Origin of the sequence: Pigmentiphaga sp. NML080357 (genome assembly GCF_002188465.1) — a bacterium.
Classification (GTDB): domain Bacteria; phylum Pseudomonadota; class Gammaproteobacteria; order Burkholderiales; family Burkholderiaceae_B; genus Pigmentiphaga.
The window spans coordinates 1-14484 of record NZ_NINW01000043.1; the positions used below are offsets into that span (position 1 = coordinate 1).

Annotated in this window: 13 protein-coding genes; 6 read left to right on the top strand and 7 right to left on the bottom strand. The window is 68.4% G+C overall.

The features are described from left to right. Positions 1-74: 74 nt before the first annotated feature. Positions 75-1481 carry an FAD-dependent oxidoreductase gene (locus CDO44_RS19770; protein ID WP_158213350.1) on the top strand — a complete coding sequence of 469 codons (1407 nt, stop codon included), beginning with the start codon at positions 75-77 and terminating at the stop codon, positions 1479-1481. Positions 1482-1563: 82 nt separating this feature from the next. Continuing rightward, positions 1564-2532 carry a tripartite tricarboxylate transporter substrate binding protein gene (locus CDO44_RS19775; protein ID WP_087782010.1) on the top strand — a complete coding sequence of 323 codons (969 nt, stop codon included), beginning with the start codon at positions 1564-1566 and terminating at the stop codon, positions 2530-2532. Between the two features lie 13 nt (positions 2533-2545). Here the strand turns inward: CDO44_RS19775 and CDO44_RS19780 are convergent, their stop codons facing one another. Continuing rightward, the gene (locus CDO44_RS19780; RefSeq protein ID WP_087782011.1) at positions 2546-3613 is read right to left on the bottom strand and encodes a LuxR C-terminal-related transcriptional regulator; all 1068 of its coding nucleotides are present in this window, start codon (positions 3611-3613) and stop codon (positions 2546-2548) included. Between the two features lie 460 nt (positions 3614-4073). Between CDO44_RS19780 and CDO44_RS19785 the strand changes: the two genes are divergently transcribed. Continuing rightward, positions 4074-5285, top strand: a complete 1212-nt coding sequence (locus CDO44_RS19785; RefSeq protein WP_087782091.1) for a GGDEF domain-containing protein — start codon at positions 4074-4076, stop codon at positions 5283-5285. Here the strand turns inward: CDO44_RS19785 and CDO44_RS19790 are convergent. From CDO44_RS19790 to CDO44_RS19805, 4 genes are all read right to left on the bottom strand, one after another. After that, positions 5282-5887: an alpha-ketoglutarate-dependent dioxygenase AlkB gene (locus CDO44_RS19790; protein ID WP_087782012.1), complete on the bottom strand. Its 606-nt coding sequence runs from the start codon at positions 5885-5887 to the stop codon at positions 5282-5284. The genes CDO44_RS19785 and CDO44_RS19790 overlap by 4 nt on opposite strands. A 16-nt stretch (positions 5888-5903) precedes the next feature. Then, positions 5904-7373, bottom strand: a complete 1470-nt coding sequence (locus tag CDO44_RS19795; RefSeq protein WP_087782013.1) for a GTPase domain-containing protein — start codon at positions 7371-7373, stop codon at positions 5904-5906. Then, positions 7366-8787, bottom strand: coding sequence for a DUF2868 domain-containing protein (locus tag CDO44_RS19800; RefSeq protein ID WP_158213351.1), 1422 nt, complete (start codon positions 8785-8787; stop codon positions 7366-7368). Before CDO44_RS19800 ends, CDO44_RS19795 begins: the two co-directional genes overlap by 8 nt. 85 nt (positions 8788-8872) lie before the next feature. Then, entirely contained in the window at positions 8873-9928 is a 1056-nt protein-coding gene (locus CDO44_RS19805; protein ID WP_087782015.1) for a phosphate/phosphite/phosphonate ABC transporter substrate-binding protein, read from the bottom strand. 131 nt (positions 9929-10059) lie between these two features. On the opposite strand from CDO44_RS19805, the gene CDO44_RS19810 reads away from it, so the two are divergent. Continuing rightward, on the top strand, positions 10060-10845 hold the full coding sequence (locus tag CDO44_RS19810; protein ID WP_087782016.1) for a GntR family transcriptional regulator: 786 nt from the start codon (positions 10060-10062) through the stop codon (positions 10843-10845). Here CDO44_RS19810 and CDO44_RS19815 read toward each other — a convergent pair. Continuing rightward, a complete protein-coding gene (locus CDO44_RS19815) occupies positions 10829-11779 on the bottom strand; it encodes a ribokinase (RefSeq protein WP_158213352.1) in 951 nt (316 codons plus the stop codon). The two genes, CDO44_RS19810 and CDO44_RS19815, sit on opposite strands and share 17 nt — an antisense overlap. Positions 11780-11995: 216 nt before the next feature. Between CDO44_RS19815 and CDO44_RS27675 the strand changes: the two genes are divergently transcribed. Continuing rightward, on the top strand, positions 11996-12145 hold the full coding sequence (locus tag CDO44_RS27675; RefSeq protein ID WP_158213353.1) for a hypothetical protein: 150 nt from the start codon (positions 11996-11998) through the stop codon (positions 12143-12145). An 8-nt stretch (positions 12146-12153) separates the two neighbouring features. Here CDO44_RS27675 and CDO44_RS19820 read toward each other — a convergent pair whose 3' ends face one another. After that, the gene (locus tag CDO44_RS19820) at positions 12154-13173 is read right to left on the bottom strand and encodes a LysR family transcriptional regulator (protein ID WP_233146285.1); all 1020 of its coding nucleotides are present in this window, start codon (positions 13171-13173) and stop codon (positions 12154-12156) included. 78 nt (positions 13174-13251) lie between these two features. On the opposite strand from CDO44_RS19820, the gene CDO44_RS19825 reads away from it, so the two are divergent. Continuing rightward, positions 13252-14457, top strand: coding sequence for a M20 aminoacylase family protein (locus CDO44_RS19825; protein ID WP_087782019.1), 1206 nt, complete (start codon positions 13252-13254; stop codon positions 14455-14457). The last annotated feature ends 27 nt before the right edge of the window (positions 14458-14484 follow it).

The following is a 14484-nucleotide window of genomic DNA, read 5'->3' on the forward strand; positions in this document are numbered from 1 at the left end:
TTCTATTCCATATTATGGAGTGAATGATTCATCGAGTCCAGGACCTCTAACAGCCAGTATCGATGGAGACAAAGATGGCGCAGAAACTCAACCACGCACGCTACGACGTCGTGGTGCTGGGCGGCGGGGCCGCCGGCGTGGCCGCCGCGGCCGCCGCGGCCAAGAACGGCCGCAAGACCTTGATCGTCGAGGCCAACCCCATGCTGGGCGGCGAGTTGCTCAGCGGCATGTCGCTGGATGGCGTGCTGAACGCGCGTGGCGAGTACGTGGTGGGCGGCATTTCGGACGAACTGTTCGAGGAATGCCGGCGCATGAACGGATTCATCGGGCCGGTGCACGACTACCGGCTTATCTGCTATGTGTGCGTCGATCCCGAAATCATGAAGATCGCCGTCATGCGCGTACTCGAGCGCTACGGCGTGACGTGCTGGGTCAATTCGTTCGCCGAGGACGTCGTGGCGCGCGATGGCGTGGTCACGGGGATGATCGTGGTCAACAAGAACGGCCGTACGCTGGTGACGGCCGATCATTTCCTGGATTGTTCCGGCGACGGCGACCTTGCCGTGCAGGCGGGAGCGCCGTTCGAGATGAGCGATGCCAGCGGCGACCTGCAGCCGGTATCGCTGATGTTCCGCGTGGGCAACGTCGACAGCGCCACGCTGCTGCGGTTCGCGCGCGAGAATCCGGCGTCGATGGCGCTGGGCGAGAGCGATTACATCCGCGGCGACAGGACCGACGAGCAGCTGCTGGACCTGCTGGTCGAGCAAGGCCAGCCGTCGCTGTTTTTCAAGAGCGAAGGGCCGTTCCTGGGCGATGCCATCCGCCGCGGCGACCTGGCGCCGACCGCATTGATCATGATCCAGCCGACCTCCGAGGCGCGCAAGGAAGTGTGCGTCAACGCGACCCGCGTCGGCGGCAACATCGACGGCACCGACACGGCCGCCGTCAGCGCCACCGTGGGAACCTTGATGGAGCAGGTCTGGCAAACCTTCGGTTTCGTCAAGCGCCATCTGCCCGGTTTCGAGAACGCGGTGTTCGCCGGCATGGCGCCTCGCGTGGGGGTGCGGGAAACGCGTCGGGTGATGGGCGATTACCTGCTGACCAAGGAGGACGTGGTATCGGGCCGCAAGCAGCCGGACAGCGTGATCGCCAAGGGGGCGCAGCACGTCGACATCCACCAGTCGGGCACGACCCAGATCCGCATACCCATCGCCAACGGCGGCTCCTATGACATCCCGTTCGGCTGCCTGTTGCCCAGGGGGTTGAAGAACGTCATGGTGGCCGGCCGCTGCCTGTCGGCCACGCGCGAAGGCATGGGCACGGCGCGGACCATGGGCCCGTGCATGGCCATGGGCCAGGCCGTGGGCACCGCGGCCGCGATGTGCGCGGAACGCGGCGAGCCCGATCCGCGCAAGCTGCCGGTCACGGAACTCCAGGCAAGGCTGCGCGCGCAAGGCGCCGTCATCGACGGCGTGTACTGAGCAACGAGCAACCCGGCGCCACCATCCGGGTACAAGCGATGGGGGCCGGGTACCCGATGGACAACGAGGAAGGAGACAGATCATGCATCGATACCTCGCCACGCTTTGCCTGGCCCTGCTGGCCAACGTCCCGCTCCTGGCACGCGCGGGCGCCTATCCCGACCGGCCGCTCAAGATGGTCGTGCCCTTTGCCGCCGGCGCCTCGAGCGACATGCTGGCCCGGACGGTAGCCGAAGGCCTGGGCGCCCGGCTGGGCCAGCCGGTGGTCGTCGAGAACCGCGCCGGCGCGGGCGGCAACATCGGCGCCGACGTCGTGGCCAAGGCTGCGCCGGACGGCTATACGCTGGGCATAGGCTCGATCGGCACGCACGCCACCAATGGCCTGATCTATGCGGCCATGCCTTACGACACCATCAAGGACTTCGCGCCCATCACGCTGGTGGCGGCGGTGTCGCTCGTCCTGGTCGTGCATCCCTCGGTGCCGGCGCATGATGTCCGCGAACTCATCGCCTACCTGAAGGAGCGGCCCGGCAAGATCAGCTACGCGTCGGGCGGCGTCGGCGCGTCCCAGCATCTGGCCGGGGAGCTCTTCAAGTATCTCGCCAAGGTCGACATGGTCCACGTGCCGTACAAGGGCAGCGCTGGCTCCGTCCCCGACCTGATCAGCGGTCGCGTGCCGGTCATGTTCGCCGACCTGCCGCTGGTGCTGTCCTACATCCAGAACGGTTCATTGCGGGCGCTGGCGGTGGGCGACCGCGAACGCAGCCCGGTGTTGCCGGCGGTACCCACGCTGGCCGAGTCGGGCTTGCCCGATTACCAGGCCAACGCCTGGTACGGCCTGTTCGCGCCTGCCGGAACGCCGCCCGACATCGTGGCGCGCCTGCAGCGCGAGGTGGCCGCCATTCTCGGCCAGCCGGACGTTCGCAAGCGCCTGGTGGCGCAGGGCGCCAACCCCAGCGGCATGGCGCCGGACGCGTTCAAGGCGTACCAGCGCAAGGAGATAGACCGCTGGAAGACCGTGGTCCAGGCTGCGCACATCAAGATGGACTGAACAAGGAGCCGTTTCAGGGCCGGTGCACCATCAGGAGCTCATGCAACAGTCCGACCAGTTCGCTTTGGCGGCGCGTGCCGGTCTTTTCCATGATGCTGCGCAGCTGCGTACGTACCGTATTCAACGCCGTGCCGTGCGCCGTGGCGATCTGCTTCACGTTCTTTCCCGCCAATAGCGCAAGCGCCACGCGGGCCTCGGCCGAGCCGAGGTGGAACAGCGAGCGGAGCAGGTCCACGGCGAAGGCTTCGTTTACCTCGAGCGCGGCGAATGCCAGCAGGGCCAGGGGCGGCCAGGCCCGGACCACGCCGGCACGCCGGGGGTCTCTCAGCGGCACCGCGATCAGGCGCAGCGGATGCGGCGACGAGGGCGCCAACAGGCGATGCCCGGCAATACCGCGGCAAGCCTGGTCCAGCAGTGCGGCAAACGGCTCTTGCTCCTTGACCGAGACGGGCAGCAACCGGCCATGGGCCAGCGTCAGCCGATCCTGCTTGCGCAGCAGGTCCTCGGCCGCGGCGTTGGCGTAGTGGAGGCGTCCGTCGCTTTCGACGATGGCCGCGCCGAAGGCCAGCGCGTCCAGTGCCGCCGCCCCGTAGAAACTCCGCAGGCCCAGGTCGCGCACGTGCTGTTGCAGGACGATGGCGCGGCTGAGGTGCGGCGTCAGGGCGGCCACCCGTGCCAGTTCCTCGGGGCCGAAGGGCGCCCGGCCCGGTTCGCGGAAGAAACCCAGGTAGCAGGGCGTGGAGCCGTCCCGCAGCAAGCCGCCCATGCTGTAGCGGATGCCGTGGGGAAGAAGGTGGTCGATGAAGATTTCGCTATTGGCCACGTCGCGCTCGGTCAGCAGGTTGGCGCACGTGAACCAATCGCCGGGCGCCATGTGCCTGGACCAGGCCAGCCGGGGGTCGATGTGGCGGTAATAGCTGTTGTAGTCGTCGCAGGCCTTGGCGATGTCCTGCGTCGAACCGCCCAGGCTCCAGGTGACGCGGTCGGATAGAGCGTCCATGCTGAACAGGTGCCAGGCCCATGCCCCGACCCCCGAAGAGACGCGGTCCAGGACGTCGTTCCATGCCGAGGGGTCGAGCACGGTATCGTATAGGCGGCCAAGGAGTTGATCCGCTCCGCTCCTGTCCTGTCTTGACGGGGATGGCCGCTGCATGGCGATACCGGAATTGGGGTATTCAACTGGATCGATTTTGTAACGAAAACGGCACCGGCTGTGAAGCCCCCCGCCTTGAGCGCGCTGTTCCGGTTCGTGGGCAAAATCAGCATCGGCCGCCACTTTGCGCCGGGACAGATGTCGGTGCCGCCAATGGTCCGGCTCGTGCTTGCCTCCTGGCCGGGGCGGCGCGGGCGTCAGTCGCGCCAATCGGAGAAAATGCTTTATCATCGACCGGCTTTCGACGCTGCACCGGACATGCCGAGCCATTCGGCTGCGTTTCGCGTCTTCCGCCGGCCATGCCCGGCGCTCACACCCGGATCGGACGGTGCCCTGGTGACTCCAACAGGGAGACCCGCGAGGCTTGCGGGTCAATGCGGCGCGCACCATGGTAGATCCGATCAGCCTTCTCTTCGTCACGATTTTTTCCGCGGTCATGAGCATGGCCGTGCTCGGTTCGCTGCTTCCCGCCGCGATTCCGGGAGTCCGGCGCTGGCTCGCCGCCAGCATCGTGTCCATTCTGGCGCTGGCGCTATTCTCCGCGCAGGGGCACGGTCCCCGCTGGCTGACCATTCTCGCCGCCAACGAATTGCTTGCGGTCGCGGTATTGATGATCCTGCAAGGCTGCCGCCAGTTTCTTGGCCGGCGTCCCGTTTTGCTGGCCGAGTACGTAGCCTGCCTGCTGCTGCTGGCGGGACTGGCCTACTGGACGTACGTTGCGCCGGACATAAACGTGCGGATCGCTCTCGTATCGGCCTTTCATGCCTACGTCTATGCCTCCATCGGCTGGGTCATCCACCTGGCGCGGCCATATGCCCGCCGGCAGTACGCCTACCGGTTCGCCAGCATCGGCGCATTCCTGGGCGCATTCGGACACGCCGGACGCGGGACGATATACGCAATCGGGCTGGCGCGGCAGACCGAGCTGATGCAGTCCACGCCCATCAATATCGCCTTCCTCGCGGTGGGTATTCTTGCGCTGCCATGGCTGTCGATAGGGATGGTGATGCTGGCCCATGAACGGCTGGCTCATCGCCTCGAGCGCCTTGCCAATCTCGACGAGCTGACCGGTGTCCTGGCGCGGCGTGCGTTCCTTGCCCAGGCCGAGGCTGCCGTGCGAACGGCCGCGCGCACCGGCCGGCCGCTGGTGCTGGCCCTGGTCGACATCGATCACTTCAAGCGCATCAACGACAACTATGGGCATGCGAAGGGTGACCAGGTCCTGGCCCATTTCGCGAGCGTCGTCGCCGGCAACCTGCGGGCCGGCGATGTATTCGGCCGCCTCGGCGGGGAAGAATTCGCCGTGCTCTGCCCCGAGACGTCCCCCGCCGATGCGGTCACGCTGCTGAATCGCTTGCGCGCCAGGGTGGCGCAGGCCGAAGACGGGCCGGAAGCACAACGCCTGGCCGTTACCTTCAGCGCCGGCGTCGATCATTACCGGGCGGGCGAAGCCCTGGCCAATCTCATGGCGAGAGCCGATGCCGCCCTGTACACCGCCAAGGCCATGGGGCGCGACCGTATCGTGGTCGTTCCCGCGGACGACGAGATCCTGGCCGCGCGATCGCCGGGGTCGGCGGACGGTCTGGCGCCCCGGCGCTAGCGAGGCGGTTCGCTTCCGCGCCATTGCGCGGAAGCGGTGCGAAAGGTGATGGACCATCGCAAGGCCTGCGCCGGTGCAATGCTGTGCTGCCAATTCCACCTGGCCGGGCCGCGCATGAGATAGATCGACCGGGGCGCGAGCGTCAGGCGGACGATGTCGGATTTCCTGGGGCGGATCGGAGGATAGGGCCGGAACCGCATCACGATGTCGCTGCCCAGCGAAATGCCGATCACGTCCTGGAAGTCCGGCACGTCGCGGTGCCAGCCCAGCGGCGCGCCGGGCTGGTATTCCGCCACGAGGACGTGGACGAAGGCCTGCGGCGGAATGCCGATCCACCGGGCCGCGCGGTCCCGCAGCCAATGAAGCTCGGGAATCAGCGCCTGGGCGGGCTGCAGGCGGTTGGCATCGTAGTCGAAGCTCCCGCCGTAGCTCACCACGCGCCGTCGTGCCGTATAGGCCTTGTAGCGGGCGGCGGCGAAGGGCAGGGCGGCCATCAGCGCTTCGAGCGCAGCCGCCTCGTCCTGCGTCAGGAAGCCTGGCTCGTAGACCAGGCCCTCGGGCAGGCCGGGCGGGGGCAGGTCGAAGAGCGGCGGCTGTTCCATGGCGTCTGCCCGCGGCCTAGTGCGCCGCGGACGGCAGCGTCGCGCCCGGGTAGAGCTTGCGCAATATCTGCAGGCAGGCATCTTCGAGCACGCCGGCCAATTCGGCGGCCGCCGCCTGCGGCGCGGCGTCTTCGCGCGCGCGGTCCCAGATCCGCAGGAGCGACGCGTCGCGCGAGCGGACCACTTCCGTGACCTCGTCGCGCCAGAAGGGCGGCGCTTCGCCTTCGACATAGTCGCCCCGGCCGCGGCCGAAATGGATGATGGCGAGATAGCGCAGCAGGTCCGCGACCACCAGCGCCCGCAGGAAGTCGTCGGTCAGCCGTGCCGAGGCCTGTTCCGTGCCCTTGGCCTTGTTGATGCCCCATGCCGCGCCGGCGAATGTGGCGGCGCCCACTACTGCCCCGACCAGCATGCCGCCTCCCAGCGTGAGGCCGCCCGCCAGCAGGTCGGCCGACGCGCCGGTGGCGGCGCCGGAGGCGATGGCGCCCAGCAATCCGGCCTGCTTCACGTCCACCGGCGCGGTGAAGGCGAAGTTCTCGCGCAGCCGCTGGTTCAACGGCGCGGCCGCGCTTCCCTGCAGGCCGTGCAGGGCCAGCAGCCTGGCGGTGGTCTGGCTGCCCATGCGCGAGAGGCGGGCGGTGATGGCCGCCATGGCCTTGTCCCGCGCCGATTCGGAGGCCGACTGGCCCAGGCCCAATGTGCCGAGAGCGCTCTTGATGCGCGAGCCTTCTCCCACCGGTTCGGTGTCCTGCGCCGCCGCCACGATTTGCTGCGCAAGGAGCGCCATCGACTGGTGGAAGCGGTCCAGATTGCGTTTTTCCCAGGCGGCGACCAGCCGCGCATAGCCGGGCTGGGTGGCCGCGGGCAGGCAGGCGCGGATGGCGTCGAACAATACCCGTTCGTGAACCCAGCTGCGCGCGAAGGCATCCAGCGGCACGACCTCGCGCACCATGCCGTACGGCTGGACGTGGCGCGCCCAGCGGGCGACGTCTTCCTGCTCCCGCGCGGCCGGGCGGGGCGCTCCCATCTGGTTGAGCAGCACCACCACCGGCTTGTCCAGCCATTGCAGGATCTGCATCTCGGGCGCGACGTAGCCGGCGTCCTGCGGGTCTTCCGCAGCGTTGACGAGGTAGAGCACCACGTCGGCATTGTCGCGCGCCGCCTGGAGCGCGCGCTGGCTGAGCCAGAACGCGCGGTCGCTCACCCTGTCCCAGACTTCGGTCAGGAACCAGCCCAGGGGGTTGCCCGTCATTCCCAGGCGCTTGGCCAGCCGGGCGGAATCGCCGAAGCCCGGCGTATCCCACAAATACAGCTCGTCGCCGTCGTCGGTCGCCAGCAGCCGGTACGCGTCCGCCGTCTGCGTTACGTGGGCGGCATCGCGCACCTCGCCCACGTCGGCACCCAGCAGGGTGCGGGCGAGCGTGGTCTTGCCGGCGTTGGTATGGGAGACCAGGCAGAGCTGTATGCGGGCGGGTTTGTCAGGCATCGGCGGAAGGGCGGAGCAGATCGACGAAGGTGACCGGCACCTGGTGCAGGTCGCCGAAATCCTGCCACAGGCGTTTGCGTTCTTCCATGCGCCGGGCGGCGTCCGCCTGGCCATCGAGGCGTGCGGCATAGGCCGACTGGTCCACCACCAGCACGAGCTTGCCCGGCAGCGCGTGCGCCAGGTGGTCGAGGAAGGCGCCGTGGTTCTCGCGTTCGGGCGTGGCGGACAAATTGACGAGGGCGGCGGTTACGGTGGCCTCGCCTTCCGACAGGCTGCGCCCGGCGGCTTCGTCCGCGTCCGCGCCATACTCCCATCCCGGCATCAGCATCGCCTGCGCGGTTTCGCCCAGCATCGAGCGGGCGAGCGCCTGAAGCGCCTCGCCGCGGCGCTCATCCACGGCAAAGCTGTAGGGAATGACCCGCAGGCGCAGCGGCACGGGACTCAGGGCGCCCAGCAGCTTGCGGTAATACGGCTGGCCGAGATCGACCGGGAAGTTCCGGCGCAGGCGAACCTCCTGCCAGCGCGCGGCGGCGGCCAGCAGCAGGCGCGGCGCGATCACCACCACGGCAAGCAGCGCCGCGTACAGGTGCACCCAGCGCGCTCCGCCTGCCACGCCTCCGGTGGCGCCGAACCTGAGCGCCGCGACTTCTTCCGGCGTGAATCCGGGCAACTGGAACAGCCAGGCGGCGGGGGCGAACAGGACGCGCAAGATCGCATGGACCTGGTTCGCATCGAGAAAAGTGCTTTCCCAGCCCACGCGGTATTCGACAATGAGACCGCGGACGTAGAGCGACAGCGCGATTCCGGCGCCGAACAGCGCAGCCGACAGATGGAGGATGCGCCTGGCGCGGGCGAGGTCGAGCGGCGCCGCGAGGCGCCTCCAGTCGGCGGCAAAGCGGGCGAGGGCGGCGGCGAGCGCCGGTTGCGGCCGGCGACGCCGCGTCCAGCTCGCCGGCAGCCGGACGTGGATGGACAGGGTACTCCAGCGCCGCCGCAGCGGCGGTATCGCAAGGACGAGCAAGAAGGCATACATCAGCACGTTCCAGCCGAGCACGCCCAGCAGCGGCAGCGAGAGCAGGTCCATGCGGTGAGGATTGGCGATGCGCTCGGTCAGGGCGCCCGCGAGGAGCGCCACGACGGGCACGATCCACCCGGCGAGAGCCGCCACGCGGCAGGGGCGCCGCACGACGCCCAGCGCCGGCATGCGCCGTTCGAGGCCGTCCAGCAACAGGGCCGCCCGCGTTTTCAGGAAGGCCGCGGCCGCGTCCGTATCGCGGCTGTGTTGCAAGGCACCCATGTTGCGGGCGCTGAGGCTGGCTTGGCGGAGTTCGTCGGTGCGCAGTAGTTGGCGGTCGTGGTCGGTGGCCTCAATGGCATGGGCCAGAACCACGTCCCGGGCCGCTCGCTCGTCCATCGGCGTCCTGGATAGTTCTTCAGCCGACAGACTATATAGGAATTGGGAACCGGCGTATGCGTTGCGCCGGGCGTATAAGCAAGCCCTATGGCGACTGGCTTGCCGCCGGCGTGGCGTAGGCCTTGCGCAGCGGCGTCTCTTCCAGGGCAGCGCGCAAGGCGGCGTATTCCCTGTCGATGCGCAGCAGCCGCGCCATGCGGGCCGATTCGTCGGTCCAGTGCCCTTGTAGCGCGCTCTGGCGATCGAGGCGATAGACCAGATAGGCATGGGCCAGCAGGGCGGAGTCCCCCGCGGCCCCGAAACCCGCCAGATCGTGCCGGCGTTTCAGTTCCTCCCGCCCGGCACTCGTCTGGCCGAGGCCGGCCAGATGCTCGGCGAGGCGGGCGCGCAGGGCTTCCGGCAAGGCGCGACGTGCCAGCACCAGCGAGGCGGGCAAAGGATCGGACTGCCACAGGACCGCGATGCGGGCGTATTCGTTGGGGAAGCGCTCCCTGAAGCGGGCCAGGTCCGAGCCCGTGGTCAATCCCACGTCGGCCTCGCCGTTGGCGACGGCCAGCACGTTCGTCTGGTGGCTGCCTTGAATTTCGGCGGCGAAGAACGCCTCCATGCGCAGGCCGCGCGGCAGGAACAGCTGCAGCTGCGGCACGAGATAGCCCGACAGCGAGCGGGTTTCGCCCCGCGCCAATCGCCATTTTGCCGGCAGCGCCAGCATCTGCTCGAGCGTGGCGGGTGGCGCGCCGCGCCGGCCGACGAGCACCGTGCGGTGGCGGTCGGGGTCGGCGGGCAGGGCGCGCGCGATGACCGTCATGCCATGGCGAGTGACGGCATCGACGGCCAGGCTGCCCGACAGGACGGCCAGGTCGATGTCGCCTTGACGCAGGGCAGCCGTCATGGCGTCGTAGGACGTGGGGGCGAGCAATTGCGTCGGATTGCCGAGGGCCTGGGCCACGCCCGCGGCCAGCGGACCCCAGGCGTTGCGCGTTTCCAGGGGGCCTTCGACCGGCAGGATGCCCAGCCTGAGCGATGGCTGGGCATGGGCTCCGAGCGCCGCGCACGCCAGCGCCAGGGCCGCCGCTGCGCGCAGCAGGCGCGGCGCCACGAACCGGGAGGAAAGCGGCGGAGGGCGGCGGAGGGCTGGCATGGTACGTCCTGACTCCCCGAACTGGGCGTATGGCTCTCTTTTTGGTATCTTTATTGGGGTCTATTGGATTCTTTTTTTGTGTCCATTGCAAGACACGCCACAATATTCCTTCGTACACCATCCATCTGCCCATGTCCGCACGCGTGCCCGCCTCAGGCGACCCGGTATTGGAACTGCTGCTCTCGCGGCTGCGCCTGCACGATGCCGTCACGACTCCCTACTACGTCCAGCTGCAGCGGCAGATCCAGGCCCTGATCGACGGTGGCGAACTGCGTACCGGGCATGGGCTGCCGTCCGAGCGGGTATTGGCCAAGGCGCTGAACATCAGCCGCACGACGGTCAAGCGTTGCTACGATTCGCTGCGCGAGGCGCAGACGCTCGCGAGCTCCCAGGGCCGGGGCGGGACAGTGGTCAAGGCGGCGCCGCGGGTTTCACCCGCCATGCAGCGCCTGCGCGGATTCACCGAGGAAATGCGGGAGCTCGGACTCGAACCGTCGGCCCGCGTGCTGGAGTGCGCCGTGGTCCAGGACCGCATGGTGGCGTCCATCTTCGGCCGGGTATCGAATGCCGAATTCTTCAAGCTGGTGCGTGTGCGGCTGGCCGATGGCGTGCCCATGTCGCGCGAGGTGGCCTGGTACGACCTGGCAGTGGCGCCCGCCTTGGCCGAGTGGGACGGCCAGGGCTCGGCCTATGCCTATCTGCACGAGCACTGCGGTATCGAGCTGGCCTGGGCCGACCAGTCGGTCGAGGCCGTGCTCAGTTCGCCGGAAGAGGCCGAGGTCTTCGGTTTTGCGCAGCCCGCGCCCTGCCTGCTGCTCAAGCGGCGTTCCCATTCGGCCCAGCATGCGCTGGTGGAGTACGTGGAAGGCACGTTCCGCGGCGATGCCTACGCTTACCGGCTCAGGCTGCAGGCCTGAGCAGCGCCTCCAGCTCTTGCCGGCCAGGGAGCGCGGCGAGAATGCCCGGACGGGAAATGGACAGCGCGCCGCAGGCGTTGCCGGCCCGCAGCGCGGCCGCCATGTCCTCGCCGCGGGCCAGCCCCCAGCACAGCCCCGCGCTGAAGGCATCGCCCGCGCCGAGCGTCTTCAGCGGATCGGCCGGGAACGCCGGCGCTACGTGTATCGTTCCATCGCGATGGCAAGCCATGCTTCCCTGGGCGCCCAGCGTGGCGACGAGCCAGTTGCCGCGCCAGCGGCGCCACAGCGCCGGCAATGCCGAAACGATCCGCCGCGGCCGCGCCTCTTTTTCGCCGGACAGCGCGTCCTCCAGCAAGGCCTGGGCTTCGCTTTCGTTGACGACCAGCACGTCGGCGCAGTCGAGCATCTCCTCCGGCAAGGTCTGCCACGGCGAAGGATTCAGCACCGTAGGCACCCCGCGTGACCGCGCGAGCGCGAGGCCGGCCTGCACCGCGGCAAGCGGAATCTCGAGCTGCGCGTAGAGCAGGGCGGCAGCGGCGATGTCCGGCGCCGCCCGGGCCACTTCGCGCGGGCTCAGCGCGGCGTTGGCGCCGCCGTGGACCACGATCTGGTTTTCGCCCGCCGCGTCGATGAAGCCGGCGCCATGGCCGGAAGGCATGGCGCATCGATGGATGTGGCGGGCATGCAGCCCCTCCCGCCGCAGCCATTCCAGCAGCGTCCCGGCCGGCGCGTCGTTGCCGATTGCCATGACGAGATCGACGGCCGCCCCCAGGCGATGGCATCCGACGGCCACGCTCAGCCCCTTGCCAGCTGGCTCTGCCGAGAAGTCCCCGGCGCGCAGTGTTTCGCCGGGGCGCGGCAGCCGGTCCACGCGCCAGCAGCAGGCTTGCATGAAGCTGCCCAGCACGGCGATGCGAGGGAGAGAGTCGGACATGCCTGGATCCGTTCGCCGGAGGCCGCACACGGCGCCGCGAGCGGCCCCGCGGCGGCATTCGGCCATTTCTTGCGACTTGGTAATGGCGTTTTTCCGCCGCATCGCCGATACGGCGGGCATAAGCGCCGGATTCGCCCTTTCCGGATAGTAACCGTCGATACGTTCCAGGCAAGACCCCCGCGCCTAGACTGGATGCTCATTCAAGGAGGACTTGCCATGGCAACGTTTCTGGTCTTTATCGGCGTGCTGGCGGCTACCGTGGGCTTCATCTATCTTCTGGTCAGGATACCCATGCTTTTCAATCGCGGAGGGGAGGACGACTCGCAGCAAGACCCGCCGGCGAAGGCGAGCGGATCGCGCGACTAGCGTGCTTTCTACACCAGAACGTCCACCGACTTGAACACGCGCCGCAGTACGGGATCGCGCGAAGTCATGCCGATCCGCACCTGTTCGAAGAAGTGGTCGAGGAAACGCTGCGCCGCCCAGGGCAGCGTATCGTGGCGCCGCCGCACGATGCCGACTTGGTGCGGCGAAAAACTCTCCTTAAGGTGGAAGGGCATTAGCGCGCCGTGCCCGCCTCCCGATTCCAGCAGCGGCCACGGACAGAAGGTGAGCATGTCGGTGCGGCAGACGAGCTCCAGCATCAGCGAGGACGAATGCGCCAGGTGGATGCGGCGGCTGGGGACCTCGTAGCCGTGCTGCACGAACAAGTGATCGAGCAGCAGTGCTTCTTCCTGGGGCGCGTAGTTCAACAGCCAATCGCAATCGAGCAGTTGTCCAAGGGTGCGCGCCCGCCCGTGCGGGTGGCCGGCGCGCCCCGCCACGGTGGCCTCGTAGGCAAACACCGGTGTGGATTGCAGGTCGGTGTGCTGCGGGTGGCCCGAGGTCCGTCCGATCAGCAGGTCCAGCGCGCCTTCGCGCAGCTTGGGCAGGGCGACCGCCGACAGTCCTTCGAATAATTCCAGCTGCACGTTGGGTAGTTCCCGATGGAAGGCTTGCAGGACGGCGGGAAGAAGACTCTGCGCCACCCACGGCGTGACGCCGATCGAAAGCCGTACCGCGGCTTCGGCGTTGCGGTGCCGAGCCATGTCGGCGTCGGCGCTGTTCAGTTGTTCGACGATGATCTGCGCATGCTGCAGCAGGGAACGGCCGGCGGGCGTCAGGCCGATGCCGCTGCTGTGGCGGATGAACAGCGGCACTTCGCATTGCGCCTCGAGCTCTCGCGCCGCTTGCGTGACGGCGGCCTGGGTCACGCCCAGTTCCCGGGCGGCGGCGCGGATGCTGCCTTGCTGGGCGATGGCGACGAGATAGCGGATCTGGTGCAGCTTCAGCGGCAGCATGGGAAGGGGCGGCGTATCGGGATAGGTGAATGGTAATGCTTGTCGGGACAACAAGTAACCGTCTTCCCCTGGCGTCCGGCCCTGCCTAGACTGGGTTTCCCGGGCCGAGCCCGGCCCCTTGCCAGGAGTCCCATGACCGCATTCGCCGAAACCGCCGTGCTGCCAGGCATCCGCGCCATCGAAGCGGAAATGGTGGCGTTGCGCCGCCATATCCATGCACACCCCGAACTCGCTTTCGAGGAGTTCGGCACCAGCGACCTGGTCGCCGACCGGCTTGCCCAGTGGGGCTACGCCGTCGACCGCGGGCTGGGGGGCACCGGCGTGGTGGGCACGCTGGAGGTGGGATCCGGGACGCGCCGGCTGGGGCTGCGCGCCGACATGGACGCGCTGCCGATACACGAGAAGACGGGCCTGCCCTATGCCAGCACACGACCCGGGAAGATGCATGCCTGCGGCCACGACGGCCACACGGCGATACTGCTGGCCGCGGCCCGCCATCTGGCCGAGACACGCAACTTCGAAGGCACCTTACACCTGATCTTCCAGCCGGCCGAGGAAGGGCTGGGGGGCGGCCGCAAGATGATCGAGGACGGGTTGTTCCGGCGCTTTCCGTGCGACGCCGTCTTCGCCTTGCACAATATGCCCGGTTATCCGGTGGGCAAGTTCGGTTTCATGAACGGCTCGTTCATGGCCTCGTCCGATACCGTGGTCATCACCGTCGCGGGCCGGGGCGGACACGGGTCCTCGCCGCATCTGGCCAGCGATCCGGTGGTCGCCGCGGCGCACATCGTGCTGGCGCTGCAGACCGTCGTCTCGCGCAACGTCGATCCGCGCGACATGGCGGTGGTGTCGGTGGGGGCCATCCACGCAGGTGACGCGCCCAACGTCATTCCCGACGGCGTGGAGATGAAGCTCTCGGTGCGCGCCTATCGGCCCGAGGTGCGCGCCATGCTGCGCGCGCGCATTACCGAGCTGGTGCAGGCGCAGGCCGCCACCCTGGGCGTGCGTGCCGAGGTCGATTATCACTGGCGCTATCCCGCGCTGGTCAACGACGACGCCTGCACCGACTTCGCCCGCCAGGTCGCGCTCGACTGGCTGGGAGAGGACGGGTTGATCGGCGGACTGCAGCCGCTGACCGGCAGCGAGGACTTCTCCTTCATGCTCGAGCAATGTCCGGGCAGCTACCTGATCGTGGGCAACGGCGAAGGCGATTCCCACGGCACGGGGGGCTGCATGGTGCACAACCCCGGCTACGATTTCAACGACCGCATCCTGCCGCTGGCGGCGACCTACTGGGTCAAGCTGGCCGAGCGATTCCTGGCGGCGCCGAACCGCTGATCCTGCCTACCCATCGAACGGAGTCCC

What these genes read in the sequence shown, in the direction of transcription:
- CDO44_RS19785 (WP_087782091.1), top strand. Translation starts at nt 4,074, where the DNA reads ATGGTAGATCCGATCAGCCTTCTCTTCGTCACGATTTTTTCCGCGGTC.
- CDO44_RS19770 (WP_158213350.1), top strand. Translation starts at nt 75, where the DNA reads ATGGCGCAGAAACTCAACCACGCACGCTACGACGTCGTGGTGCTGGGC.
- CDO44_RS19795 (WP_087782013.1), bottom strand. Translation starts at nt 7,373, where the DNA reads ATGCCTGACAAACCCGCCCGCATACAGCTCTGCCTGGTCTCCCATACC.
- CDO44_RS19810 (WP_087782016.1), top strand. Translation starts at nt 10,060, where the DNA reads ATGTCCGCACGCGTGCCCGCCTCAGGCGACCCGGTATTGGAACTGCTG.
- CDO44_RS19790 (WP_087782012.1), bottom strand. Translation starts at nt 5,887, where the DNA reads ATGGAACAGCCGCCGCTCTTCGACCTGCCCCCGCCCGGCCTGCCCGAG.
- CDO44_RS19800 (WP_158213351.1), bottom strand. Translation starts at nt 8,787, where the DNA reads ATGGACGAGCGAGCGGCCCGGGACGTGGTTCTGGCCCATGCCATTGAG.
- CDO44_RS27675 (WP_158213353.1), top strand. Translation starts at nt 11,996, where the DNA reads ATGGCAACGTTTCTGGTCTTTATCGGCGTGCTGGCGGCTACCGTGGGC.
- CDO44_RS19825 (WP_087782019.1), top strand. Translation starts at nt 13,252, where the DNA reads ATGACCGCATTCGCCGAAACCGCCGTGCTGCCAGGCATCCGCGCCATC.
- CDO44_RS19815 (WP_158213352.1), bottom strand. Translation starts at nt 11,779, where the DNA reads ATGTCCGACTCTCTCCCTCGCATCGCCGTGCTGGGCAGCTTCATGCAA.
- CDO44_RS19775 (WP_087782010.1), top strand. Translation starts at nt 1,564, where the DNA reads ATGCATCGATACCTCGCCACGCTTTGCCTGGCCCTGCTGGCCAACGTC.
- CDO44_RS19805 (WP_087782015.1), bottom strand. Translation starts at nt 9,928, where the DNA reads ATGCCAGCCCTCCGCCGCCCTCCGCCGCTTTCCTCCCGGTTCGTGGCG.